We start from the raw sequence: 24570 nt of genomic DNA, 5'->3' as shown, positions 1-24570 counted from the left end.
TTAATCTTAGAAACAGCTTGCCTTTATGCAATCCGATGACTAATTTTATTTTAGAGTGTACTAATCTGTAAAATAGGAAGAAGTTTGACCGCAGAGAAGATTGAAGTCGAGAACATTGGTATTTTGGTGATAGATGACTGCTCAACCTCATCGACGTTGATCAGACATCAACTTGTTGCGCTTGGCGCAAAAATCGCCAACATCACTTGTGTAAACAGCGCACAAGAAGCACTCGCCGCGGTCAAAACTCGCTTCTATTCTTTCATTGTGATGGATTACCACCTATCGACGAAACTGACTGGCTTAGATCTGATCAATTTAATGAGCCGCGCAAAACTCATTTCAGAGACGACAGCGGTATTGATGATATCTGGCGACGCTACTCAAGAGACTGTTTTGACGGCTTTGTCTGGCCGAGTTCGTCACTTACTCACCAAGCCACTGCAAACCAAAGCGTTAAAGAACAAAATGCTAGCAGCGCTGCAAGAACAACATCAACTTGCAGACGTGGGAAATCAACTAAGTAAGATTGAAAGACCTACCCTCGCCGATATCGCTCAACTGCATAAAAAGCATACACAAAGCGTGTGCGTGGAGTCTTTACTTATCGATACACTCATAGAAACGAAGCAATTTGATGTACTCGAAAACTTTCTACCTTTTTGTACAGAAAAGGAACACGCGAGTCGTATCTGTGCAGAAGCTTTCGTACAGCACAAGAAAGGAAATATTCGTGAAGCAGTCACTATCCTTGCTGATTATGTCACACGAAACCCACTTTGCTTACGTGCCATAGATAACCTCGTGGGCCTTTATGAAAGTCTCGGCCAACAAAATAATGCGTCTATATTGGCTAATCGCGCTTTTGAGCTCACACCAAGTAGTAGTATCAGATTAGTAACCGTATCAAGAATCCTTGCCAAACTAGGCCAAATTGATCGGCTGTACGATGTAGGTTATATGTACGCTTCAAATGTTTCTTCTACAGATTCACAATGGCTATCAGCGATGAACGCCTATGTCGACATCATCAGCGAGCACTTTAAAACACTCCGCTCGCCGAATGAGAAGAAACGTGTTCTTTTGAAACTTAATGATTTTTGCTTGCTGGCCGAAAAGCAATTGAATCGAAACCAGCAGATTGATCTCGCCGCATTCAAACAAATGATGCAATGTAAGTTACTTTTGCTGGAATCACGACCAGAACACGCGCACAAAAAATTGATGCAATCTCTGAGCTATTACTACTCTGTGCCAAGTAAAACCCCCTTATTGCTGTTAAAGCAAGCGATACCATTGATGGACTTTTTTGGTGAATTTGCAATAAAGCAGAGCTTACTTACCTTAGTGGCGGCTAAGTCTGGCATTCCTTTAAAAGGCCACCCCCAGCACAATTCGAAAGAACCAAAGTTTCGACAAAAGTATCCCTTTTCAACTGAGCTGAGACTAAAAGACCTTTCCGACAACAACATATCAGCACCTAATATCATCTTGGATGAAAGTATCGAATTTCTATCGCAACGACCACTCCCCCCAAACTGGTCGAACTGGTTGAAGGATTACCTTTCCGGCTCCTACTCAACTCAATTACCTTTGCCTTTTAACTTACACATACCACAGTGGAGATGAGAGATGATTAACTTCGAAGTACTTAACACCTACATGGATAACGATGTCGATATTATCTTTGCTGTTTTCTCAACCTACATGGAAGACTACGAAGATGGTTTAGACAGAATTAATAAACTCAATGCAGAACAAAACTGGTCGGAACTATTCCTTCTTTCTCATAGTTTGAAAGGCATACTTTCAAGCTTTGGAGAAGAAGCGGCAGTCTCCGCTCTTGGTAAAGTTGAAGAACACACACGTGACAATATCGCTCCCGATAACGCAGATATCGCTATAATTAATAAAGAGCTTGTCACCATTAATAAACAAATTAACGATTATTTAGTCAATATGGACTAAGACCATTAGAAAATTATAAAACGTCAACGGGGAAAAGCTAGGCTATGAACACAAACCACTTCAAAGATTTGATTGACTCCTTAAAGGATCTCACACCAACTCAAAAAAAATACTTGATAAGTAAGACACGGTTATCTTTGGAACAGAGTGATATTTTACAAAAGAAAGATCTACTCACTCCTGAGGAACTGGAAGCGCTACTTGCTCCTATGCCAACGACAAATACTAAATAAATGCGATTAAGTTAGTGAGATAGTAAGATTTGCACATCAACAGACCAATGAATGAGAGTCTGATTTTCATCGCTAAACTATCGACAGAGTAAAACGCTAAAGGGCAAGCACCAACTACGATGCTTGCCCTTTTCACATGCCTTGTCATATTGGTTCAAGGCTGATAACAGCGAGCATATCTTCGCCATCTTCGTCCATACCAACTTCCATAAAACCAAACTGAGAGTAAAACGTTTTTGCTATGGGGTTGTTTGGGTTGTAACAAATTTCAATCTGACGGAGGTTTTCAGTCTGTTTGATTTCCTCTAGCGCCTTATGAAGAGCTATACGCCCTATGCCTTTCGCTTGATATTTGGCATCAATCATAAAACGCCAAATAGAGATTTTTTCTTTTGTTTCCCGAACCCACATAAAAAAGCCGACAACTTGTTCATCTTGGTAAATGGCACGAGTTACGTGCGTATCGTTATAGAATGATTCCACCAGCGACCACATGTTACAAGCAACATAAGACTCTTGCTCTTTAGTAACATCGAGTTCACTGACGGACTCATAGTTTTCCTTTGTTATCTCGCGTAGAGATACCTCCATCAAACACCTTCCCTGGTCCTTTACTAGTGTGACATTTGAGCAACTTGGATATTTCTTACATGTAGCCTAACCAATCCAAATAACCCATTCCCGGTGGTTCACCTTTTATGATTTGATGTAAAGATCATCCAGTTGTTCAAAAGGGACACCATAGTTTTTGTACTTTTGAATTCTTGACTAAGCGCTTTTAGCAGTAAAATAAGTATTTAGTCAGTTTCATTGTTGTTGCCTCGTTTCGAGTCGAATTCATTCTTCAATTTTGACTTTTGTTCAGCCTTTACTTCTGCCCAACTCTTCCCATTTTCAATGGCAGTCACACGTGCTTGGTATTTTTCAACGGCGCGTTCAATCACAGACCGAGCGTCAATGCCCTGTTCTTTTTCTAAGGCCATCAGAAGATTAAGATAATTCCACAACACGTCTCCCAGTTCGTCCTCTAAAAAGCATGTTCTCCCTTTGACTTCCTCATCTCTCACTTCTTCCAACTCCGAGTATATCGCTTCGAAGTAAGTGACGGAGCCCTGATACCAAGTATTGTTTTCATCGTAGTTTGACTTACGCTGAGCAATCTCAAACAAGGCGGTAAATTTGTCCATTATCTCTCCCCTATTGAGCTTGCTGTTGAATTCGTTCAAGCTCTCGAATGTCGATGAGATCCACTTCTCTTGAGAGAACACGCTTGTAATCGATTAACCTTGAAATATCGATCACTGAAAGCTTCATTCCATTAAAATCACAAATAACATTTGCTGCGTAGTCAATTTCCAGCGTCGCCCACTCTTTGCTTTTTGAGCTAAATATTCGCGTTCCTGGACTAAGGCCGATTTCAATTTTTTGTTGGCCATAAATAAGCTGTAAGTACTCAAGATCCCAGCCTTCTTCCTGATAGTGCTTAAGTGGCTTACTGATGTAAGGGGCAATATGGGGAAGCAATTTTTCAGAATCTTGTTTCTGGATGTACAGATCGATATCCGCAATAGGTCGTGATCCACCGTGCAAATGGGCAGCAAAACCGCCGACGATTTGATAAGTAATCTGGTTAGAATCTAATATCCCTTTTAGCCACGTCATGGCCTTTAACACGGATTGATTCATTTTCCCTCCTAAAATCTATTCCCAATACGTCTGTACGAAGCTATTAGCACTCTAAGTAATCTGATTTGAAAAGAAAAGCTAAACCTATCAGTTAAATACATAGATAAAATGCAATCAATAAATCATTTACGTTAAAAAGCAGTTCAATAAAAATAAATTATAAAAACAATAATCAATGATAATTTTATGTTTCGAAGGCAACCTTATATATTTAGGCTCATAACGTCGCCATTAGGTACTTAGCAATAACAGAAAAGTTAAGCGCCAAGCGAAAACAAAAGAAGGCTATATATGAAATTTCTTCACACTATGATCCGTGTTGCTGATCTTGATAAATCCATTGAGTTCTATACCAAAGTGCTTGGTATGGCTGAACTGAACCGCTTCGAGAACACTGAATACCGTTACACATTAGTTTTTGTGGGTAACGCAAACCAACCAGACGGTGCAACGATCGAACTGACTTATAACTGGGATACAGACAGCTATGATCTCGGAAACGCGTTTGGTCATATGGCTTTAGGTTGTGAAGATATCTATTCGGCATGCGACAAAATCAAAGCACTTGGCGGCAATATCACACGTGAGCCAGGTCCGATGAAAGGCGGCGAAACGCATATCGCTTTCATCAAAGATCCAGATGGTTACCAAATCGAATTGATTCAAACGAGCAAATAACGAGGCTTATTATGAAAGATGTACTGTTCCAACCTGTTCAACTTGGCGCTCTAACACTTCAAAACCGCATCGTTATGCCGCCAATGACGCGTTCACGTGCTAGTCAACCGGGTAATGCTGCAAATGAGATCATGGCAGAGTATTACGCTCAGCGCGCATCTGCTGGTTTGATTGTCGCGGAGGGCACTCAAATCTCACCAATGGGTCAAGGTTACGCTTGGACTCCTGGTATTTATAGCCAAGAACAAATTGCTGGTTGGAAAAAAGTAACGAATGCCGTTCACGCAAAAGGCGGCGCTATCTTTGCCCAACTTTGGCACGTTGGTCGCGTAACCCACCCTGACAACATCGGTGGTGAACAACCAATTTCTTCTTCCGCATTGAAAGCAGAAAATGTGAAAGTATTCATCGACAATGGTAGCGACGAACCAGGTTTTGTAGATGTTGTCGAGCCACGTGAAATGACCAAAGCAGATATCAAAGCCGTTGTAGAAGAATATCGTCAAGCTGCGCTTAATGCGATTGAAGCAGGTTTTGATGGCATAGAACTGCACGCTGCTAATGGTTACCTTGTTAACCAGTTCATCGATTCAGAAGCCAATAACCGCACAGACGAATATGGTGGTTCCATTGAAAATCGTCTTCGTTTCCTTGGTGACGTTGTCGAAGCGATGACACAAGCTATCGGTGCTGAACGTGTGGGCGTTCGACTTGCTCCATTTACTTCACTCAACGGTACGGTAGATAAAACCCCTGTGCAAACGTACACCGCTGCCGCTGCCTTACTTAATGCGCTTAACGTTGTGTACATCCACATTGCAGAAGTAGACTGGGACGACGCGCCAGATACACCTGCTGAATTTAAAACTGCAGTTCGTGAAGCTTACAAAGGCACCATTATTTACGCTGGTCGTTACAACACTGAAAAAGCGGCAGCAGCACTAAAAAGTGGTCTTGCCGATATGGTGGGGTTCGGCCGTCCATTCATCGCAAACCCTGATTTACCGAACCGAATTAAATACGACTACCCGTTAGCTGCACACGATCCTGCAACCTTGTTTGGTGGTGCCGAGAAAGGCTTACTTGACTACCCAGAATATCAAGCAAGTTAGCGTTTCCGTTCATAAAAATAAAAGACCCCCGCTCTTTAGACGGGGTTCTTTTGTAAGTCGGATCAGCGTGACGTCGAAAAAGAAGCTAAGACTGCCACATTGTTTATCTTCTTTGGCATGTCGTACAACCACGACATGCTGAGCGTGTCGTTTTATCTAATAAACTGCGCTGTACTTTGCAGTAAGCATTTTTAAACGCACGACGGGCAGAAAACCAATCGTCCGGCTTGCTCATAATTAAATAACCATTAGACCGCTTTACAAGTTCGATACGGTGTTTGTCTATGAAGCGACTATCAAAACCAATATCAAAGTACTCTAGCGCTTCTTCTATACAGGTAAAGCTAGCAATTTTTGCCTGAATATCGCTTTCACTCATTGACTTATGAATTCTAAATCTTTTGCTAATAACTGAACACTGAGTGTAGTGCGCTTTTCAATTTCAATCTTTGATTTCATACAGTGTCTACCCTTATCTCTGCTGCTTAATAGGCTGTATTATTGCTGAGGGGTAGACTTTACATTCGATAGTACCAATTCTCGCCCATCCGCCATTATGCGTCGCAAACGTCGAGACTGAGGGTCTTGAATCAAGGAGCGCACATTAAGTGCTATCGCCTTAGAGTAAGACTTAGCTTCTCGATAATAATCGGCATATCCTTCTAAGATTCTAGCGTTCGCTTTTTTAAAGGCTAAAGGAGAAATATCATAGAATGACGCACTTTCTCGATACGTTTCTAGAATGCCATTCACACAAGCCAGTTGCTGTAATTTACGATTTTTGGTATTCGTGATGGAACCTTGGCGAACCAGATAGCCAGCTTGAATTGAATTCACCACTCCCACTTGGTATTTTTCACAAATTCTTAGCCACAACTCCCAGTCCTCGGCGTAAGGCAATTCTGCTTTGAACAGAGGAAATGCCTCCACCATCTTTGCATCCAGCATAACGGTGGACGTACCGATAATATTATTGGCAATGATCATATCCAATGGTTTGCTAAGCAGTAGTACGTCATCAGTCTCGTCTTGGAGTTGGTTCCAAAACCCAAAACAATCACTAAAGGGTTCATAACGCTCCGAGACATGAACATAGTTACTAAAACTCAGAGCTAACTCAGGATTGCTTTGATGTAAGGCGACCTGCATTTTTAACTTGTTAGGTAGCCAAAAATCATCAGCGTCGAGAAAGGCAATGTACTCACCCGATGCTTCTTTTACTCCCAAGTTTCTCGCCTCAGCCACGCCAACCCCATCGGTGTTAAGGAACCTAAGCCTGTGATCAAGCAGCGACTCAAGATAACGCTGAGTTCGAAGGTCACCGCCGTCATTAATCACGATAACCTCAAAATTACGGTGCGTTTGATCGAACACGCTTCCAAGCGCTTTGGGGAGATATTCCAAACATTGATAGGTTGGAATAATCACACTGACTTTATCCATGCCATGATGCCTCTTCACCTGTCAGAACAATTCTGACCGATTAAAAGTAGCAATATTTAGACCATTCTAATTTCGGATTAAATCCTCATAAAAGAACGGTTATACCCAAGCATGAACGGTTTTTCTCAATTAAAGACTTCAAATTGAGAACGCCTTAAACTTCACCGTCATTTTTATTCTCAAAATAGAAATTTATCCCTAATTTATTGATTTTATGTCGATGATTGTTTGGTTTGTTTTTTGCAATTCCCTTCTCGACCGTGAACGAAAAGAAGCGAGCCATAAAATGAAAAAAATCGCGTTTATTACACCTAGCTACCCAGTTTTGAGTGAAACCTTCATTCAAACTGAAGTGGACGCCATTCAGGCATGTGGCCACGACGTGACAGTTTTTACGTTTGAAATCGAACCTTGCGAATCTTTTTTTACTTACGATGTTATCGAAATTGGTAAGAATATTAAGACAGAGGGCCTACAGCACCTTCGCGTTCAGGGGCTGTTCAAAGCATGTCACTTTGCATTCAAACAATCTGGTATTCCGAAGAAGTCGTTAATGGGTACAGGGCTTAAATTAGCATTCCAACTCGCTGAGCAAGGCATTGGTCACGTTCACGCTCACTTTTGTCAGCACACAGCAGCACATGCCATTGTCGCCGCTAAACTGCTCAATATTTCTTGTTCTTTTGTTGCTCACGGGCATGACGTTTATGAGTCTCCGTTTGATGTAAAAGAGAAGATCAACGCCAGCGACTTCGCAGTCGCTGTTTGCGATGACATGTATAACGACTTTCAAAATATGACCAACGGAAACGTAAAATTGCTCCACTGTGGTGTAAAACCTGAGCAATTCACCCCCGAAAAAAAGACAGACTCAGAACAATTACGATTGGTTTTTTTAGGGCGATTCGTTGAGCAAAAAGGTCTGCAATATTTACTTGAGGCGCTGGTCCCTATCGCCAATAAGCTCAATGTCCATCTTGATGTCATCGGCACGGGCCCTATGAAAAAAGAGTTCGTTTCGATGACTAGTGAACTTGGTTTGACTCATTGCGTCTCCTTTTTGGGCGCAAAACCACACAGCTGGGTAAAGGACAATTTACCAAAATACGATTGTCTCGTGGCTCCGTTTTGCTACTCGCGTACTGGCTGCGTCGATACCGGGCCTCTTGTACTCAAAGAGGCAATGGCAGTTGGCACACCAGTGATCACCTCAAACGTCATGGGATGCAAAGAAATCGTCACCGATGAGACTGGATTTTTTGTAAAACAACACAGTGTTGACGACATCACTCAGTGCATTAATGAGTTTGCGGAGCTATCTCTGGAGAAGCGTAAAGAAATGGGCAAACGCGGACGACAACGAGTCCTCAAATACTTTAATGCTTATCGACAAGCTCAAAGGCTATCCCAATGGATAGAACAACCTAATTAAGATCAAGTTATCCCACCCAAGGATGAACAACAAACGTTGGCTACATAAATGGAGAAGATCATGACTTACCGAGCAGAAATAGATGGATTGAGAGCACTAGCGGTCATACTCGTTATCTTATTCCACGCAGACATCGAAGCTTTTGCTGGTGGTTTTGTTGGTGTTGATGTTTTTTTCGTGATCAGTGGTTACCTCATTACTACCATAATCATCAATGATTTAGACAAAAATCAATTCAGCCTTGTCGATTTTTATGAGCGACGTATCCGCCGTATCTTACCGCTGTTGTTACTGGTTATCGCAGTGAGTTATGTATTGTCTTGGTGGTTATTTCTTCCTCAAGCGCACAAAGAAGTCAGTGAATTTTCTGTTTCATCCATTTTGTCCGCTTCTAATGTTTTACTTTATTTGAAGGGTCACAATTACTTTGGTTTAGAGGAGCAGGCCAACCCACTCTTCCACACTTGGAGTCTAGGCGTTGAAGAGCAATATTACATCGTCATTCCATTACTATTGATGTTGCTCGCCCGAAATAAAATCATGTCATACCTTGCCTTCTTTATTGGTGTCTTTTTATTGAGTTTAATGACGATTTGGTATGCGAGTGGCGACCCCGATTTCGCGTTCTATATGATTTTTTCGCGAGCATGGGAACTGGCCGCAGGATCAATGATTGCCCTCATCATGAGAAAAACCAACGTAACACCAAACAATACGCTCGCAGTCATCGGTGTGGTTTTAGTCATGGCTTCAGCCTTGTTATTCGATAAGTCCAAAGATGGTGCTGGCCTTATGTTAATAATTCCTGTCATTGGTACATCGCTGATCATTCTGTTTTCAGCAAACCAAAATACGTGCGGTAAGGTACTTAGCTTAAAATGGATCGTCTTTATCGGTTTAATCAGTTACAGCCTATATCTATGGCATATCCCACTGTTGGTATTTTATCGTTATGTACTAACGGCCGGACAAGAATTCAGCTTCCTTCTTTATGTCGGCATGCTATCAATAATGTCGTACATGACTTGGCGATTTGTCGAGAAACCATTTCGCAGCCGAAGAAAAATCGGCATGAAAACACTCACCGCTTCACTTGTATTGGTGACGATGCCCCTGCTTACATTTGGCTTTATTGGGCATACAAGCGGTGGGTTCCCTGACCGAAATGCATTTTTTGAGGCCATGCGTGTCAATAATGGCTACGGATTAGCGTGCAACGGTAATACAAATGTAAACGACGCCTGCTCTTCTTCATCGCAGCCGACAGTCGCGGTTTTAGGAAATAGTCATAGTATGGTATTTGTTCAACAACTAGCCCGTGAAACGCCAGCAGGAGTGGTCCAACTTACTCAAGATTCTTGTGCGATTGGCTATATCGACGTGATTCCTGGCGTTAGCGGGCAATCTTGTCACGATTTCTTCACCAACGCAGTCAAAACCATTCAAAACACGCCTTCTATTCGACAGGTCGTCATTTCCTCTAACTTCGGAAAAGAGCTTTCCAGTAAAAACTATCAAGCTTCGCTGACGCAATTATTGAAGGGATTAGAAGACAAAGAGATAGTGGTATTTGGGCCAACCCCTTCTGCGCCTTTTGCTATTGGCGAGTGCTTATGGAAAATCCGCTTATTCGGCGGTGAAAAAGGCACAGAGTGCGACTTTGCCCCAAAACAAACCCATCCGAAGAATATTGCGATTCTTGCTCAGTACTTTGAGCAGTTCGAACACGTTGAGTTTGTCGACCTAACTGATTACATATGCCAGAGAGGCAATTGTGTCATGAAGATCGACGCAAATAACGCGATGTATACCGACGCAAGCCATTTGTCCTATAAAGGAGCTGAAGTGGTATTAAGCAGCTACCAAAACGACACGAGCGATGGTCAACAGCTGGCCGCCAAAAACTAACGCATACGCCGCTCACTCAAATTCGGGATAAAGACCAATAAAAAACGAAAGCTCAACGTTTACCCTATTAAGCGTTGAGCATCTTATTTAAATATTCGTGGATCAAAAGCAAATTCGAGCTTTTCTGCTTTCCTGATGATCTCTTTCATCTTGGGATGGTTTGGATTCACAACATAGTTGTTATCGCGGGGGGAAATGGTCGAGGGTACTTGTAATGCCGCGAACTCTGGATGCGGATCATTTAGAAATTGGTCACCAATGTACTGAGTGGATTCACTGGCGGGTATAGATCGCCAAGCTACCGGCAAGTCTTCTTCACCCAAAGCAGCAATCAGATATTCGGGCATCTCGATACGATACAAGTCGTAAAGTCTCGTAATAGCAGGATCGTTATTAACATGGACAAATACTTCTAAAGAACAAAGTGACTCAGACTCCGAAAAATAGAGGGCCTCGGTTCCTTTTGAGTTCCATCGCCCTCCGTAAAGCTTTGCGCCAATCGGACTAAATGGAGATTCGGAAAACTTCTTTTGCGTCAATCGATAGAGCTTCATACTACGAGAATACCCCGTGCTCTAATCGCCCTATCAAGTCTTTAACTATCTCGAAATCGACCGTGGTAGAGACCATGTCGAGTGGGCGTTTTCCTCCTAAACCATAGACGTTTTCTCGCATCCAGCCCAAAGCGCGCTCTTCATCATCAAACAACTCCGTTGCAAGTTTGAGCAGCATTGCTAAACGGTAGATTGCATCGCTCTCTTGCGTATTAAAACGTTCTTCATTTTTTAAACGTCGTTTGATTGTACTGACAGGGATAAGCGTCACGTGCTGAAATTCGCTTTGAGAGAGCTTTACGCGCTCAACGATATTACGATAAACCTTTGGCTCAAAACCTTTATGAACCGCATCTGTACGACCGGTTTCGGCATCTTCAATGCCCAGCATAAACCAAAAATTTGCCTTAGATGGCAGCTTAGGTTTAAAGCTTTTTAATGTTGCTGTTGCCATCTTGAACTCCTACAGACCAAATGGTCTTATTATTATGGTCCAAATGAGCCAACTTAGCAATCGTATAAAATGCGTTCAAAGTAGGCTTACTCGTATAGATTTGAATTACGCTGTATCTCGATCACTTTTCCATCCCGTTCCACTCTACAGTGGGCAAGATCGTGCGCCCTTTGCTCGATTGATACATCGACAAGCAACCACCCTTTTTCCCTCTCTTCGGCAAAGAGATCGCAGAAACAAAGTGTGATTTAGTAGGTACACCCGAAGACGCTCCTAACAATTCAGCACCATATTGCTTTCTATTCCTTAAGTAAAAGCTCTAATCGTTCATAAAGTTTAGCATCCGATTCAGTGATAAATTGCATCATTTCCGCAAATTCGACTTTTAAGCCTTAAATATCAATTAAACAGCCGTTTAAAACGATCGTACTAAAAAATGACTTGTTACAACCCGCTATTTGCTGATACTTAAGCCACATTTTTAACGTGGACATCAAACGCAATCAAGTGCTTTCGTGAAGCTTCTCTACGATACAAATTGAACTTAACTATAACATTTACAGATAGTTACAAGCACATTTATAACCCGTTAGTTATATGAGATGGAAATAACAGATCTTGAAATTCAATGTTACAAGTATGTTAATTGTTTTTATGCTTGAGATGAGTGTTTCGTGAATAACCTACTCACCCTCTTTATGGGTACATAAGCACTTTTATTTAAAACGCATCCTAAAAACACATGGAGTTTCAGAGTGATATGAATACAAGGAATGCAAAACTCGCGCTTGCTATAGCGATAGCGCTCAGCTCCCCTAAGTTATACGCTGCGGGGTTTCAGTTATCTGAGCATTCTGCTGCGGGTCTAGGACGAGCCAATGCAGGAGAGGCAGCCATTGCCGATGGCGCATCAGTTGTCGCCCACAACCCTGCTGCGATTACGATGTTTGACTCATACGAGCTTTCTATCGGCGCCGCTTACATCATGCCAGAGGTTCGAGTCACCGGTAATAGTGCGTCAGACGCTTTTAATAATCAGCTAACCAACAATGACGTTGTTGATAATGTGATCGTTCCATCGTTTTATATTGCCGCCCCTATCAACGATTCATGGTCTTGGGGACTTGGTATATTTACCGACTTTGGCCTTGCCACTGAATATCCTGATGATTATCTAGCGGGCCCAATTGGCGGAGAAACCAGTTTAGAAACCGTCAATTTTAATCCAACTATCGCCTACCGCATCAACGATGAATTCAGTGTTGGTGCTGGAGCAAGCCTTGTCTATGGTAAAGCCAAGCTTACTCGCACCCTTGGAATCCTTGCTGATGCCATCAATGCCGATACCGGCGCTAATTTTGCTCGCAGCGACGTTGCGAAATCACTAGATGGTGATGGTTGGGGTTATGGATTTAATTTAGGCGCGCTGTGGGAGATAAACGAAAAACATCGCTTTGGCTTAAGTTACCGCTCCAAAGTTGATGTAGATTTTGAAGGTGATTATTACTCAGATATTCCAAGCTCGATTTCGATGCCACGTCAAACAGTGACTGGTGACTTAACCTTAAATTTACCAAGCATCACTGAGTTCTCTGGTTTCCATCAGATTACAGCGCCACTTGCTATTCACTACAGTGTGATGATGACGGGTTGGAATGTATTTGAGGAAATTCGCGCAACCGTCGATGGACAAGAAGTTCTGCAAAAAGATGAGAACTTTGAAAACGCCTTCAAGTATGCGTTAGGGGCAACTTATCAGCTAAACCCTTCTTTCACTCTTCGCGCAGGTATTGCCTACGACGAGACACCTAACGTGAACGATAAGAGCATCAACTTACCAGATTCCGACCGAATCAATTATAGCTTTGGTGCAACCTACGCTTTCAATCAAAACAGCCGAATCGACTTTGGCTTTACCTTTATCGATGCTGAAGAAGTCACGTTTACCGAGCCACTTGAACCACACGCTCTGCCGGGTGTTGATATTGCCTATCGTTCAGAGGGCGATGCCTACATCTACGGCATCCAATACAACCACTCTTTCTAATTATTCCTGACTGAGTCAATAAAACTAATTACAGGGAAGCAAATCATGCATGGAATAAACAAAACGGTTGTCGCTACGCTAATAAGCTCCACGCTTTTAATTGGTTGTAACAGTGATGATTATGACGAACCGCAATCCTCAAGCGGGTATGAACTGTCTGAATACGGCACACCTGAGTTGTGTGGAAATGGACAAGAATGGGCAAGCGCAGCAGAAGTCACTGCGATTAAAAACCTTGTTGAACTGGCCGAGGACAACAGTGTTGTGACCTTACCTGCTGGCTGTTTTAAAATGAATAACCAGTTAACGGTCGATTCAAAAAACAACCTCATTTTACGCGGTGCAGGTATTGATCAAACTTACCTCGACTTTAGTAATGTCGATGGTAAAGACGGCATCGCAATCAGTGGCGGTTCTAATATCACTGTCTCTGATTTGCAAGTATCAGACGCGTCAAAAAATGGCATAAAAGCCGACGGTGTTGAAGGTATCATTATTCGCGATGTTGCCGCGGTCTGGCTCGAAGTGCCACGTGCCCGTGATGAAGATGGTAACCTACGTGGTACTTATGGTATCTACCCAGTAAAATCCCAAAACGTATTGATTGAAGACACTTGGAGTTACGGTAGTGCCGATGCTGGTATCTATGTGGGTCAAACCATTGGTGCAGTAATACGTGACAACGTAGCGGAAAAGAACATCGCAGGTATCGAAATTGAAAATAGTTCGAACGTTGATGTCTATGACAACCTCGCTTTAGGCAATACGGGCGGTGTCTTGCTGTTTGACTTACCGGGAGCAACTACGATCGGTCGTTTAATTGATGATGTTCGTATCTTCGATAACGTGATTCGTGACAACAATCTAGAGAACTACGTTGATACCACTTGTCAAAGCGGACTTGGTGGATGTGGCGTAGTTGGTATTGTCCCGCCAGGTACTGGCGTTGTGATCCTATCTGGCCGTAACAGTGAGTTTTATAATAATACCATCTCCAACCATGATTCGATGGCGCTGGCCATGACCAGCTATCTATTGGTCAATGGTGACCCTAATGCCTACAGTCCGCTGAATGGCACATCCGAGGGTAATGCGGTAATGCAGGGTTGGAATCCGGTTCCGACCAATATGTATTTCCACGACAACACCATTACTAATACAGGCGCAAACCCTAACGGCTCGCTCATTGAAGATATGATTTTAGCTTATACCTTAAATCATCAAGCCTTCCCTGCGTTGTTCTACGATGGCGCGGGTGAATCACTGATTCGCTCCCAAATGTTTGCGCCTTTACGCGATGCTTTAAACGGCATGACAGGAACAACAAACTGGAACTACCTCACGGAGTTTAATGACGCAGAAAGTAATTGCTTAGTCAACAATGGAGCGAGCGTAGGTGTATTGGTTGATAATATGGACCCTACTGCCATTGCTCGCTACGCCGAAGATCCAGCCAATGCCGATTTCTTGTACGAGAATGAGCAATCGACGCTACTAACCGCCGGCTGTGATTCTAAAACGCCATTAGACATCAATACCGTCACGATTAATGGTGTTATTTATGGTTACAATCAAACAGAAGACGGGGCTACTGACCCTGATAATCCAGATACACCAAACGGTATCGTAGGCAACGCGAGTTGTACTGTAGAAAATGTGTCTGGCATAAACTGGGATGCCATTACGCGAGAAAGCGCGACCTACGGTGAAAACTGTGTGAGTCTTTCTCAATACAATCTGTTTGAAGATGCCAAAGATCCAACGCAAAACCTGAACTTGGCTGCATCAGCCAAAGGTACGCTGTATGAGATGAACGTTGAGCTCTTTACCGACTATGCACGCAAATACCGTTTTGTTGTGATGCCAAACGAAGTCTCCGCAAGCTATCGTGAGCAAGAGGTATTCGACTTCCCAGTTGGCACAGTATTGATCAAAACCTTTGCTCTTCCTTCAAGCACCGATAATGCGCGTGGTGAAAACGAGGAGATGATCGAGACTCGCCTGTTGATTCGTCGTGACAGTGGTTGGATTGCCCTACCTTACGTATGGAATGAAGACAAAACAGATGCTTACCTGACTGCAGTCTCAGTTCCCTTTGAACGAAGTGTGGAGCATAACGGTGAAACGCTTAATTTCACTTATGAAGTGCCAAGCCGAAACGAGTGTACCCTGTGTCACAAGGTTGAAGCCGACGTGTCCGACCCCACTGGCAATACGCAACCTAAGGGGTTCTCTCCAATTGGTCCGAAGGCTCGTAACCTCAACAGCGTACAGGACGTTTCTGATAGCTCCCCAGTTAACCAGTTAGTACATTGGGAGACATTAGGACTATTCACTGAAGCCTTGCCAGATACACCTGAGAACTTACCTAAGACCCCTGTTTTTAATACGGAGACTGGTGCAAGTAACCTGACGAATACAGAACTACTGGATTATGCCAAAGCATACTTAGATGTGAACTGTGCGCACTGCCACCGTACCGAAGGTAAAGCTGCAAGCAACCCATTCAAGTTTGAATACTGGCGTGAAGGTATTGGTGAGATGGGCATTTGTGCTCGCGGTATCACCTTCCATAAAGGCCCATCGCCATATGTAATTGTGCCGGGCGATCCAGAAAACTCCGTATTGCACTACCGTATCAATGTCGACAACGGAAACATGATGCCAGAGCTAGGTAGACACGTTGTCCATGATGAAGGAGTTCAGTTGATTGCCGATTGGATTAACTCGATTGATACAACAGGTTGGAGCTGTGTAGAGTAGAAATACCAATGGCTACCAAATGTTTAGGCAGCCATTAAGTTACATAGTTTAAGCTGCACGACCGTATATTCTAGCCCCAAACAAAAACCGCCTCACGAGGCGGTTTTCTTATTCCTAAGCGTTCAAACATCAACAACGTTAACGCATAAAGAACTTTTGTAGTGCTTTGATTGCCGTAGCGCGTCGCTCCATCAGCATAGCGACACGAGGAAGCCAAGTTGGCGTAGTTAAGATCGTTTTGGCATGACTAAAGGTTCTAAAGCCTTCCTCGCCATGGTAGTGACCGATACCAGATTCACCAATACCACCAAATGGCGCGTCTTCTGCGCCAACGTGCAAGATGGTGTCATTCACCCCGACACCACCACTGTGGGTATAACGGGTAATATGTTCAATCGTGCGTTTGTCATCCGACATGATATAGAGCGCAAGTGGGCGTTGATTCTGGTTGATATAGCTTATGACATCTTGCATATCACGGTAAGGCTTAATTGGCATAAGGGGACCAAAAATCTCCTCCTGCATAATAGTCATCTCTTCTGAAACATTGGTGACTAGATGCGGGTATAATCGTCGGCCTTCTGAACTCGTCTCGGGCACGGTGTGTACTTCTGCCCCCTTGGCTTTAGCATCTTCCAACACAGCCTTTAAACGGTCGTACTGGCGTTGGTTGATGATATGAGTAAAGCCTTGCTCGTTTTGACCTTTTAAGTAAAGCGCATCAAAACGTTGCAAGAAGAGCGCAACAAACTCATTGACTCTTCCCTCCGGTACAAAAGCATAATCTGGAGCAACACAAATTTGCCCCGCATTAATACACTTACCGAACAAAATAGCATCGACCGCTTTATTTAAGTTGGCGTCTTCCGCCACGATAACCGGAGACTTTCCGCCAAGCTCCAATGTAATTGGTGTTAAGTTCTCTGCGGCGGCACGAGCCACTGCACGACCAACATTAGTTGATCCAGTAAACAGCAAGTGATCAAACGGTAACTTGCTGAATGCTTGAGCAACCTCTACTTCCCCTTCGACAACAATGACATCATCGGGCAATGCTCGACATATCTCAGTGATCACTTTATTTGTCAGTGGCGTAAATTCACTCAGCTTAATCATGACTCGGTTTCCGGCTGCAAGAGCCGTTACCAAAGGGGACAAGCTAAGAATGACCGGAAAATTCCAAGGAGAAATAATGCCAACAACACCAACAGGTTGGTACTCCACCGTAACTTTTGAGGGAGCAAGCAATAAACCAGCATGACGACGGCTTGGTTTACACCATTTGTTGAGGCGCTTTAGGGTGTAGTTGATTTGAGCAACGGTCGGTAGTACATCTGTCATTGCCGTATCAAACTCAGAGCGGTAGCCAAAATCTTCACTCAACGCTTCAACTAAATCTTGTTGGTTATCCAAGATAGTCTGCTTGAGAAGATTAAGCTTTTGCTTTCTGGCGTCTAAGCTCGGGAATGGTTCTGCGTTATACGCCGCTCTGACTTTATCCAACTTCTGCTGTAGTAATTGACCCACTTCGACGTCGACGATCGCGTTCATGTTTATCTCCTTGTGCACCCGATAACGGGCAATGTCGCACTTATGTACAGTTCAACGTTAACACAAGGGCAACATTCTGACTATTAACGCAATAAGGAAGTTAGAGTTCAAACTCAAATTATTTTGCTTAAAGCGCAAGCTTCATTTTGTAGTAAGGAATTTCAGATTTGTAGAAGCGTTCACCCTCAACTTGCATCCCAAACTTTCCATAGAAAACCAGAGCAGATTCCCTCGCATCACACCAAAAATATTCAACGGGTGACAACTGTAAGTTCGCTAAAATATATCGAATCAGGGAAGACCCAATGCTTAATCTTTGAAACTCCGGCAACACCGCAAATTTGCGCAGTCTTGCTTTGTTGTCATCAAGATAGATTGAGGCAATCCCAACCAAAACATCATTCACAAACGCCCCAAAGTGTTCAGCGTCTTCATCACCCTCTACTATGCAATGCTCGATAGCCTTCTGGGGCCACAATACCTTATGGCGAATAGGCATTGCCTCTTGCCAAGTAATGGGACGAATGCTTATTTCCATCGCTCTATTCCTTTGCTGTTTGTTCTTTCTTTTATATCGCCACATTTACTTTTAGGCTATGTTTATCAAGCATTGATTTCAGCTAGTTTCAGTTCATAAATGCCTAATCGTTGAGACGGATCCAACGTTTCAAAATCATGATCAACGTATTCTTTTAAAGAGGCTCCCGCTCGTTCCGCTACTTTAATACTCGCGATGTTATCTTCCATACAGTGAAACTGAATCAAGCTCGCGTGCCCTCTTCCCTTCACTAACGGAATGATGACAGAGAGCACTTGATTGACGACACGATGACCACGCCCACTTTCTGCAAGCCAATACCCCACCTCGGTTACGCGTGTCTCTTCGTTCACACCTTTAATACCGAGAACGCCGACAAATTGATTATCCAGTAAAAGCGCAAACCAGTGTGCTTCGCTTACACGACTGTTGATACGTTGAGAAATGTAACGCACGGCTTCGCGTCGATTCTTTACGAACTCTGTCCATGGCAGATAACGAGACAGGCTGTCGCGGCTTTTATTGACAACTTCAAGTAACGTATTGGCGTGCTTGGTCATTAATGGCTCTATCGCAATACGTTCAGAAATTTGCAGCGGTTGGCTCGTTTCATACCCTTCGTACATCGTTTTTCCTGTTTGAATCTAGCTCTGTTTAATATGAGTAAATGGTGTTGGTGCTTTATCTACATAATTTTGCCACACATGATCATAGAGTTGATGCTGATTCGCAAAAGGAGCAAGTTGTTTTGCCTCTTCTAATGAACACCAACGATAATCGGTATGTTCGTGGTTCAATACCACTTCTTGGTTGGGTTTACAAAACATAACAAAGCAAGGGATGACCATGATTCGGTTCTTGTGGGCTTCATAAAACTGCTCAAGAAAATCCGCACTGTGAAGCTCGACGTCTTCAATTTGTGTTTCTTCCTTGAGCTCTCGAACGATCGTTTGCCAACCAGTTTCCTCTTCTTCGATCCCACCAGCTACATGACACCAATAACCACCTTTGACTCGCTCTAATAACAACATTTTCTTGATGCCGTCGAATTCGGAAATCACAACACCAGATACATGCGTTGCTTGAATAGGAATCATCCCTTTCTCCTTATGTATTTATTATTTCTATATCTGAACGAGACAGTCTACCTTGCTTCAATAAGATCCGGAGCCTTAATCACAAGGTGCTGATCTTTTTGTCAGTCTAGTATGCTAAAGTGCGATCTCCCTCAATAAACGAGCCGTAAGATGCCTAATTCAATCAATTCGATAATTCCCATTGGTGTGCGCTTTATGGTGCTCTCTGCCTTTGGTTTCGCTCTCATGTCAGCCACTGTTAAGCATGTCAGCTTACATGGCATACCTGTATTTGAAATTGTCGCAGCGAGGGCTTTAGTTTCACTCGTGATCAGTTACCTAGATGTAAAACGCAAAGGCATATCAGTTTGGGGCAATAACAAACCCTTGTTGTTTGCGCGAGGCGCGGTTGGCACGATGGCGCTCATGTGTGTGTACTATTCCGTTACGACGCTACCCTTAGCAGAAGCGACCATTTTTCAGTACATTCATCCTGTATTTACTGCACTGCTCGCGGTCTTCTTCCTTAAGGAGCGCATTCAGTTTTCGACTCTAATTTGTATTGTGCTGTGTTTATTGGGTGTCTATGTCATGGTCAGTTCGGAAACGGGCCCTAATGCTGAACATGCCCTTCCGATGTTTAGTGTTATGATCGCGATATTAGGTGCATTTGGTAGTTCGATTGCGTACGTGATTGTTCGGAAACTCAGTCAGACAGAAGACAGCTCCGTTATTATTTTCTATTTTCCATTGGTTGCACTTCCAGCATCTATCCTGCTCATCGGAGATCAGTTCGTGATGCCGGATTTGTACTTGACCTTGATGCTCGTTCTCGTTGGTGTATTTACTCAAATTGGCCAACTTGGTTTAACCGAAGCCATGCAAACTCAGGAAGCCGGTAAAGCCTCCGCCTACTCTTATGTCCAAATCATATTCTCAGTACTGCTGGGGATCGTGTTCTTTGGTGAGTTACCGTCCGCTTGGACTTACTTAGGAGGAGCACTGATAGTTACGGGCGCGCTTATCAACGTATTTGGACAACACTTAAAGTTGCCATTTATGAAACGCTAACAAGGCAAGAACCTGCTTTAAAATGCGAAAAGCCAGAGTCTGACTCTGGCTTTTACTTATCAATGATTGAGAACTTAAGCCGCAAACTTTAAGCCTGCAATACCAGCAACAATCAACAGTAAGCTTATGAGCTTGACCAATGTCGCTGGCTCATTAAATAAATAGATACTGGCAATCGCCGTTCCTATCGCACCAATGCCCACCCAAACACCATAAGCAACACCAAGTGGTAACGTTCTAAGCGCAATACCAAGCAACCAAAAGCTTAACGCCATAAAACCGATGGTGAATACTGATGCGCCAAGTTTGCTGAAGCCTTCAGAATATTTAAGCCCAACAGCCCATGCGACTTCGCATAGACCCGCAAGAAAAAGAATTGCCCAAGCCATTGAGAGATCCCTAACAAATGGGGCCGTCCCCGATAGTGATGAGAGCGGTGAGGTCGTCCTCACTTCTGGTACGTGCACAGTATAAAGAAAAACGTCTCTCACCTAAACTCAGTTTGTATGCGCACAAAATCCACTTCATTCAATCAATTAACGCTATAAATCCATTCCAATTAAACAAAATAGACATCGTTATTTAACAGATTGTATATAACCTTCTACTGTTGAAAATGATGCACTTATTGCATTAATCACACAAAACCTGATCATTAGTGCAACTACGCAATCGTTTGTGTGACGAAGATCGCTTACAAAAGCTACTGATAACTTTAGTATTTGCGCGAACCCAATTATAAGGTATTGCATACTAATGAAATACATCAAAACCCCTTTAGCTCTCCTAATCGGCGCTGCGTTACTTACTGGCTGCAACGACGACACTGAATACGTAGATGTTCAACCTAAAGAAGTAAAGATCGCCACTTATAACCTCTCTTTTGATCGTAGTACTTTTGAAGACCTCGTTGCAGAAATGCAAGTTGAACCAGCAAAGCAAACTGAGCTGGTAACGGCTTACCTTGACGGCACAATCGCCGACGAAGATAAAACAATGGCTGAGAAAGTCATTCAAATTCGTAACGTCGCAGCCATCATTCAAAAAAACCGACCTGATGTTCTGATGATGGCGGAATTCAATAATGATGGAACTGGAGAAGATAAAGTCGCACTGGAAGGTTTCCAGAAAAACTACCTATCTATCGCACAAAGCCTTGAAGGCGCCGGTGGCGAAGCTAACCTTGAGCCTATTGAGTATCCTTATGCGGAATCTTACTCAACCAACACAGGCTTAAACAGTGACCTTGACCTAGATAACAATGGCACTGCAGGCCAGCTTCCTGGCGATGCATGGGGCTTTGGTTTCTATCATGGTCAATACGCATTTGCACTGATGTCTAAATACAAAATTGACACAGAAAACACACGAACTTTCCAAGAGTTCAAGTGGAAAGACATGGAAGGGGCAGAAATCCCAACCATCACTATCTGTGACGGTTCACAAACGATCCCTGATGGCATGGCCTGTGGTGACGATTGGTACACAGCAGAAGAGTGGGATGTTGTTCGTCTGTCCTCTAAAAACCACGTAGATGCACCGATTATTATCCCAACAGAAAAAGGCGACGAAGTTGTTCATCTATTGATGTCTCACCCTACTCCACCGGTCTTCGATCCAGGTAAAAACAAAGTTCAAAACGGTGCAGAAGTTGAGTTCTGGCATCACTATGTACAAGGTAAAGGATACTTCTACGATGATGCAGGCAACAAAGGTGGCTTAGCTGAAGGTGCGAAGTTTGTGATGATGGGTGACCAAAACCTTGACCCATTGGATGGCGATGGCTTTAGTGAAATCATGCAAGACTTCCACAATGATCCGTTGGTAAACCAAGATGTGATGAATGGCGAGCTTTACCCAACAAGCTATGGTGCGGCCGAGCACGCGGTAGACAAAAACTCAACACACCCAATTCCAAACCGCATTACGTCTACATTCGGTCTTGGTGTTGACTATGCGATGCCATCTGCGAACCTAAATGTGGCTGATTCTGGTGTTTACTGGGCAGCATCATATGAAGAAGGTCGCAAGCTGTTTAACGACGACCGTATCGGTAAGTACGGCAATGGCAAAGATGTCTCTTCAGACCACCGTATGATTTGGATTAAGGCCCAGTTCTAAAAACTGCACTTAGAAACGAAAAGTCATAATACAGGAGCCTCGGGTATGCCGAGGCTCTTTTGATCGTGCTCGTACAAAATTACCAATGATAAGTCAGCGATACACCAACGTCTTCACTCGTCACCCATGGGACAAGCTGCACATTTTCATCATAAGCATCAGTGAAGACATACGCGCTCAACGTACCTAAAGCTGCACCAGCAAGAACATCACGCCAATAATGTTTTTTGGCCTCCACACGCCCTACACCCACCAGTGCTGCAACACCATATGCAGGTAAACCAGCTTCCCAACCATAACGTAAATAAAGGTTTGTTGCCGAAGCAAAAGCGTTAGCCGTATGGTTGGATGGGAAACTGTCGTTACCACTTTTATCCGGACGTTCTGCATCTATAGTGGTTTTACCGATCAAACCGATGCCTGAAGCAGCACCAATGCTGAACCCCGCTTGCCAAAAGCCTTCCCAATCCCCTTTGTAAGCAGGGACGGCCGCTGCGGTAGCAACCAGGCCATACGCACCAATGTCAGTCAGAATATCCCAATCTTTTTCACTCATTGCATACACAGACTGAGACCCCATTATGGAGGCCACACCAACCAAACGTATAATTTTCTTCATTAATACAACCAATTATGATTCAACTCGGGCGAAAACTATCACAGCTATCGCGACTCTTCGACCCGAAACTGTAACAATTCATCCGTGAATTGATTGTGAAAAAAAAAGCCAAACACAAAAGATGTGATTGGCTATATATACTTGTGAACAATCTAGTTCACTAACAACGTCAGTTGGCTAGGTGACCCTCGGCTTAAAGGGTCACTCTAACTCAAGCATTAGATGTGCCAATTTTCAGTTACAACTTAACCAATTGATATTCAACTAATATCAATTAATCACCATGAATAATAATCCATTGAGCATTACTGAGAATGCAATATGCGAACGTATTTTCGCAAATAGCAACCAATAAGGAAAAATTCAGGGGTTACGAGCCAAATCTCTCGCTAAAATTAACGCCAAACCAAACACTTGAAGAAACAAGCCAATACTTTTATACCAAGCCATGTTTTCCTCCAACTCTGACATCACTTCACTGATCTCCAAGTTTTCAAGGTAATAGCCATCAATTCTATTTCGATCGTTACCTTGAGCGTGATTAATTTCTGCCATCAGAGTTGGAAGTTGAGTGATTTCGATTGGGCTGACCTTTTCACCAGTCCAAGCAGACAAATGCGCTCTGAGTACCTTGTTCATTTCTTCGGAGACACTCTGGCTTTGAGCTAAATGTAAATGCAATAACAACACTTCTCGTTTTCGCTCTAGCGTTTCAACCCTGTTCCAAGCAAGTTGAATCGAATAAAGATTATCAGCTTTTTGATCAGCAAGAAGGCTTGTCTCTTTTCCAAGTTTATCCAACACCACACTGGTTAAGATAATTGCTGCTATGTTCAGTACTAAGCCAACCAGAACAAGCAGCCAAGCTGGGGGTAAATACGTTGATTTTTTTACCATAAGTGATCGTAGGGCAAGTAGATTAAGTTAAGTGCAACTAAACCAATCATAGTCAAGAAGGTTAACTTCATCCCGGTAACACGACCTTTCAGCTCTTCTCCAAGTATCCCTTTTGCATGAATGACGCGGCCAATGACGAACGTGATACCAGCAAGGTGTATCCACCAGACTGGTGCGCCATTGTATTCAAGTAATGCCATGAGAATGAGGGTGATGGGAATATATTCGCTTGCATTACTTTGCGCACTACGAGCAATTTGAAGCGCTTCAACGCCCCCGTCAGCATAAGCAATTTTGTTACTTCGTCTTTGTTTGATGACTTGAAAAGCAAGCCAGATGAGCAGTAATGTGAGGACAGAAGCGTAGAGAGCGGTAATCATGACAATTCCTTCTTTAGAGTTCATTATGGGTTAACTATA

At 43.3% G+C, this 24570-nt stretch carries 26 protein-coding genes; 11 read left to right on the top strand and 15 right to left on the bottom strand.

The window, feature by feature from the left end:
* Nucleotides 1-84 precede the first annotated feature (84 nt).
* From BCT11_RS04585 to BCT11_RS04575, 3 genes are read left to right on the top strand one after another with little or no spacing between them, the layout of a single operon-like run.
* A complete protein-coding gene (locus BCT11_RS04585) occupies nt 85-1629 on the top strand; it encodes a response regulator (protein WP_102387345.1) in 1545 nt (514 codons plus the stop codon).
* Between the two features lie 3 nt (nt 1630-1632).
* Nucleotides 1633-1968 (top strand): Hpt domain-containing protein, encoded by a 336-nt coding sequence (locus tag BCT11_RS04580; protein WP_038867718.1) that lies wholly within the window; start codon nt 1633-1635, stop codon nt 1966-1968.
* 44 nt (nt 1969-2012) lie between these two features.
* The gene (locus tag BCT11_RS04575; RefSeq protein ID WP_038867720.1) at nt 2013-2201 is read left to right on the top strand and encodes a hypothetical protein; all 189 of its coding nucleotides are present in this window, start codon (nt 2013-2015) and stop codon (nt 2199-2201) included.
* A 144-nt stretch (nt 2202-2345) separates the two neighbouring features.
* On the opposite strand, the gene BCT11_RS04570 is transcribed toward BCT11_RS04575, so the two are convergent.
* The 3 genes from BCT11_RS04570 to BCT11_RS04560 all read right to left on the bottom strand — a co-directional run bounded on the left by BCT11_RS04570 (nt 2346) and on the right by BCT11_RS04560 (nt 3887).
* Nucleotides 2346-2792: a GNAT family N-acetyltransferase gene (locus BCT11_RS04570; RefSeq protein WP_102387344.1), complete on the bottom strand. Its 447-nt coding sequence runs from the start codon at nt 2790-2792 to the stop codon at nt 2346-2348.
* A gap of 206 nt (nt 2793-2998) precedes the next feature.
* Nucleotides 2999-3388: a MazG nucleotide pyrophosphohydrolase domain-containing protein gene (locus tag BCT11_RS04565; protein WP_038878465.1), complete on the bottom strand. Its 390-nt coding sequence runs from the start codon at nt 3386-3388 to the stop codon at nt 2999-3001.
* Between the two features lie 10 nt (nt 3389-3398).
* The gene (locus BCT11_RS04560; RefSeq protein WP_102387343.1) at nt 3399-3887 is read right to left on the bottom strand and encodes a MazG-related protein; all 489 of its coding nucleotides are present in this window, start codon (nt 3885-3887) and stop codon (nt 3399-3401) included.
* Nucleotides 3888-4178: 291 nt separating this feature from the next.
* Here BCT11_RS04560 and gloA point away from each other — a divergent pair, with 291 nt between their 5' ends.
* Both gloA and BCT11_RS04550 read left to right on the top strand, forming a co-directional pair.
* A complete protein-coding gene (gloA, locus tag BCT11_RS04555) occupies nt 4179-4565 on the top strand; it encodes a lactoylglutathione lyase (RefSeq protein ID WP_038878471.1) in 387 nt (128 codons plus the stop codon).
* A gap of 11 nt (nt 4566-4576) precedes the next feature.
* A complete protein-coding gene (locus tag BCT11_RS04550) occupies nt 4577-5677 on the top strand; it encodes an alkene reductase (RefSeq protein ID WP_039976611.1) in 1101 nt (366 codons plus the stop codon).
* A 103-nt stretch (nt 5678-5780) separates the two neighbouring features.
* On the opposite strand, the gene BCT11_RS04545 is transcribed toward BCT11_RS04550, so the two are convergent.
* Together BCT11_RS04545 and BCT11_RS04540 are read right to left on the bottom strand one after the other, a co-directional pair.
* Nucleotides 5781-6056 (bottom strand): hypothetical protein, encoded by a 276-nt coding sequence (locus BCT11_RS04545; RefSeq protein ID WP_039976612.1) that lies wholly within the window; start codon nt 6054-6056, stop codon nt 5781-5783.
* 119 nt (nt 6057-6175) lie between these two features.
* The gene (locus BCT11_RS04540; RefSeq protein ID WP_102387342.1) at nt 6176-7120 is read right to left on the bottom strand and encodes a glycosyltransferase family A protein; all 945 of its coding nucleotides are present in this window, start codon (nt 7118-7120) and stop codon (nt 6176-6178) included.
* A gap of 286 nt (nt 7121-7406) precedes the next feature.
* On the opposite strand from BCT11_RS04540, the gene BCT11_RS04535 reads away from it, so the two are divergent.
* Complete coding sequence (locus BCT11_RS04535; RefSeq protein ID WP_038878592.1) at nt 7407-8552, top strand: glycosyltransferase family 4 protein; 1146 nt, start codon at nt 7407-7409, stop codon at nt 8550-8552.
* Nucleotides 8553-8612: 60 nt separating this feature from the next.
* Nucleotides 8613-10460, top strand: a complete 1848-nt coding sequence (locus BCT11_RS04530) for an acyltransferase family protein (RefSeq protein ID WP_102387341.1) — start codon at nt 8613-8615, stop codon at nt 10458-10460.
* Nucleotides 10461-10543: 83 nt separating this feature from the next.
* Here BCT11_RS04530 and BCT11_RS04525 read toward each other — a convergent pair whose 3' ends face one another.
* On the bottom strand, nt 10544-11014 hold the full coding sequence (locus BCT11_RS04525; RefSeq protein WP_102387340.1) for an RES family NAD+ phosphorylase: 471 nt from the start codon (nt 11012-11014) through the stop codon (nt 10544-10546).
* Between the two features lies 1 nt (nt 11015).
* Nucleotides 11016-11468, bottom strand: coding sequence for an antitoxin Xre/MbcA/ParS toxin-binding domain-containing protein (locus BCT11_RS04520; RefSeq protein WP_038867740.1), 453 nt, complete (start codon nt 11466-11468; stop codon nt 11016-11018).
* 760 nt (nt 11469-12228) lie between these two features.
* Between BCT11_RS04520 and BCT11_RS04515 the strand changes: the two genes are divergently transcribed.
* Complete coding sequence (locus BCT11_RS04515; RefSeq protein WP_102387339.1) at nt 12229-13515, top strand: outer membrane protein transport protein; 1287 nt, start codon at nt 12229-12231, stop codon at nt 13513-13515.
* Nucleotides 13516-13560: 45 nt separating this feature from the next.
* On the top strand, nt 13561-16278 hold the full coding sequence (locus tag BCT11_RS04510) for an SO2930 family diheme c-type cytochrome (RefSeq protein WP_102387338.1): 2718 nt from the start codon (nt 13561-13563) through the stop codon (nt 16276-16278).
* Nucleotides 16279-16416: 138 nt separating this feature from the next.
* Here BCT11_RS04510 and BCT11_RS04505 read toward each other — a convergent pair whose 3' ends face one another.
* The 4 genes from BCT11_RS04505 to BCT11_RS04490 all read right to left on the bottom strand — a co-directional run bounded on the left by BCT11_RS04505 (nt 16417) and on the right by BCT11_RS04490 (nt 19464).
* Complete coding sequence (locus BCT11_RS04505) at nt 16417-17829, bottom strand: coniferyl aldehyde dehydrogenase (protein ID WP_102387337.1); 1413 nt, start codon at nt 17827-17829, stop codon at nt 16417-16419.
* A gap of 127 nt (nt 17830-17956) precedes the next feature.
* Nucleotides 17957-18367, bottom strand: coding sequence for a GNAT family N-acetyltransferase (locus BCT11_RS04500; RefSeq protein WP_038867749.1), 411 nt, complete (start codon nt 18365-18367; stop codon nt 17957-17959).
* Between the two features lie 65 nt (nt 18368-18432).
* Nucleotides 18433-18993, bottom strand: a complete 561-nt coding sequence (locus BCT11_RS04495) for a GNAT family N-acetyltransferase (RefSeq protein ID WP_102387336.1) — start codon at nt 18991-18993, stop codon at nt 18433-18435.
* Between the two features lie 18 nt (nt 18994-19011).
* Nucleotides 19012-19464, bottom strand: coding sequence for an NUDIX domain-containing protein (locus BCT11_RS04490; RefSeq protein WP_102387335.1), 453 nt, complete (start codon nt 19462-19464; stop codon nt 19012-19014).
* A 150-nt stretch (nt 19465-19614) separates the two neighbouring features.
* Here BCT11_RS04490 and BCT11_RS04485 point away from each other — a divergent pair, with 150 nt between their 5' ends.
* Nucleotides 19615-20514, top strand: a complete 900-nt coding sequence (locus BCT11_RS04485) for a DMT family transporter (RefSeq protein WP_198593916.1) — start codon at nt 19615-19617, stop codon at nt 20512-20514.
* Between the two features lie 74 nt (nt 20515-20588).
* Here the strand turns inward: BCT11_RS04485 and BCT11_RS04480 are convergent, their stop codons facing one another.
* The gene (locus tag BCT11_RS04480) at nt 20589-20903 is read right to left on the bottom strand and encodes a multidrug efflux SMR transporter (protein WP_038867756.1); all 315 of its coding nucleotides are present in this window, start codon (nt 20901-20903) and stop codon (nt 20589-20591) included.
* 367 nt (nt 20904-21270) lie between these two features.
* Between BCT11_RS04480 and BCT11_RS04470 the strand changes: the two genes are divergently transcribed.
* Nucleotides 21271-22635 carry an endonuclease/exonuclease/phosphatase family protein gene (locus tag BCT11_RS04470; RefSeq protein ID WP_102387334.1) on the top strand — a complete coding sequence of 455 codons (1365 nt, stop codon included), beginning with the start codon at nt 21271-21273 and terminating at the stop codon, nt 22633-22635.
* Between the two features lie 79 nt (nt 22636-22714).
* On the opposite strand, the gene BCT11_RS04465 is transcribed toward BCT11_RS04470, so the two are convergent.
* The 3 genes from BCT11_RS04465 to BCT11_RS04455 form a co-directional block, all read right to left on the bottom strand.
* The gene (locus BCT11_RS04465; RefSeq protein ID WP_045419628.1) at nt 22715-23254 is read right to left on the bottom strand and encodes a phosphatase PAP2 family protein; all 540 of its coding nucleotides are present in this window, start codon (nt 23252-23254) and stop codon (nt 22715-22717) included.
* A 363-nt stretch (nt 23255-23617) separates the two neighbouring features.
* Complete coding sequence (locus BCT11_RS04460; protein ID WP_045419625.1) at nt 23618-24151, bottom strand: hypothetical protein; 534 nt, start codon at nt 24149-24151, stop codon at nt 23618-23620.
* Nucleotides 24145-24531 (bottom strand): MAPEG family protein, encoded by a 387-nt coding sequence (locus BCT11_RS04455; RefSeq protein ID WP_038867763.1) that lies wholly within the window; start codon nt 24529-24531, stop codon nt 24145-24147. Before BCT11_RS04455 ends, BCT11_RS04460 begins: the two co-directional genes overlap by 7 nt.
* Nucleotides 24532-24570: the final 39 nt, after the last annotated feature.

It is taken from the genome of Vibrio sp. 10N.222.52.B12 (genome assembly GCF_002875385.1).
In the GTDB taxonomy this organism is placed as follows: domain Bacteria; phylum Pseudomonadota; class Gammaproteobacteria; order Enterobacterales; family Vibrionaceae; genus Vibrio; species Vibrio jasicida.
This window is presented reverse-complemented; position numbering and strand designations above follow the sequence as displayed.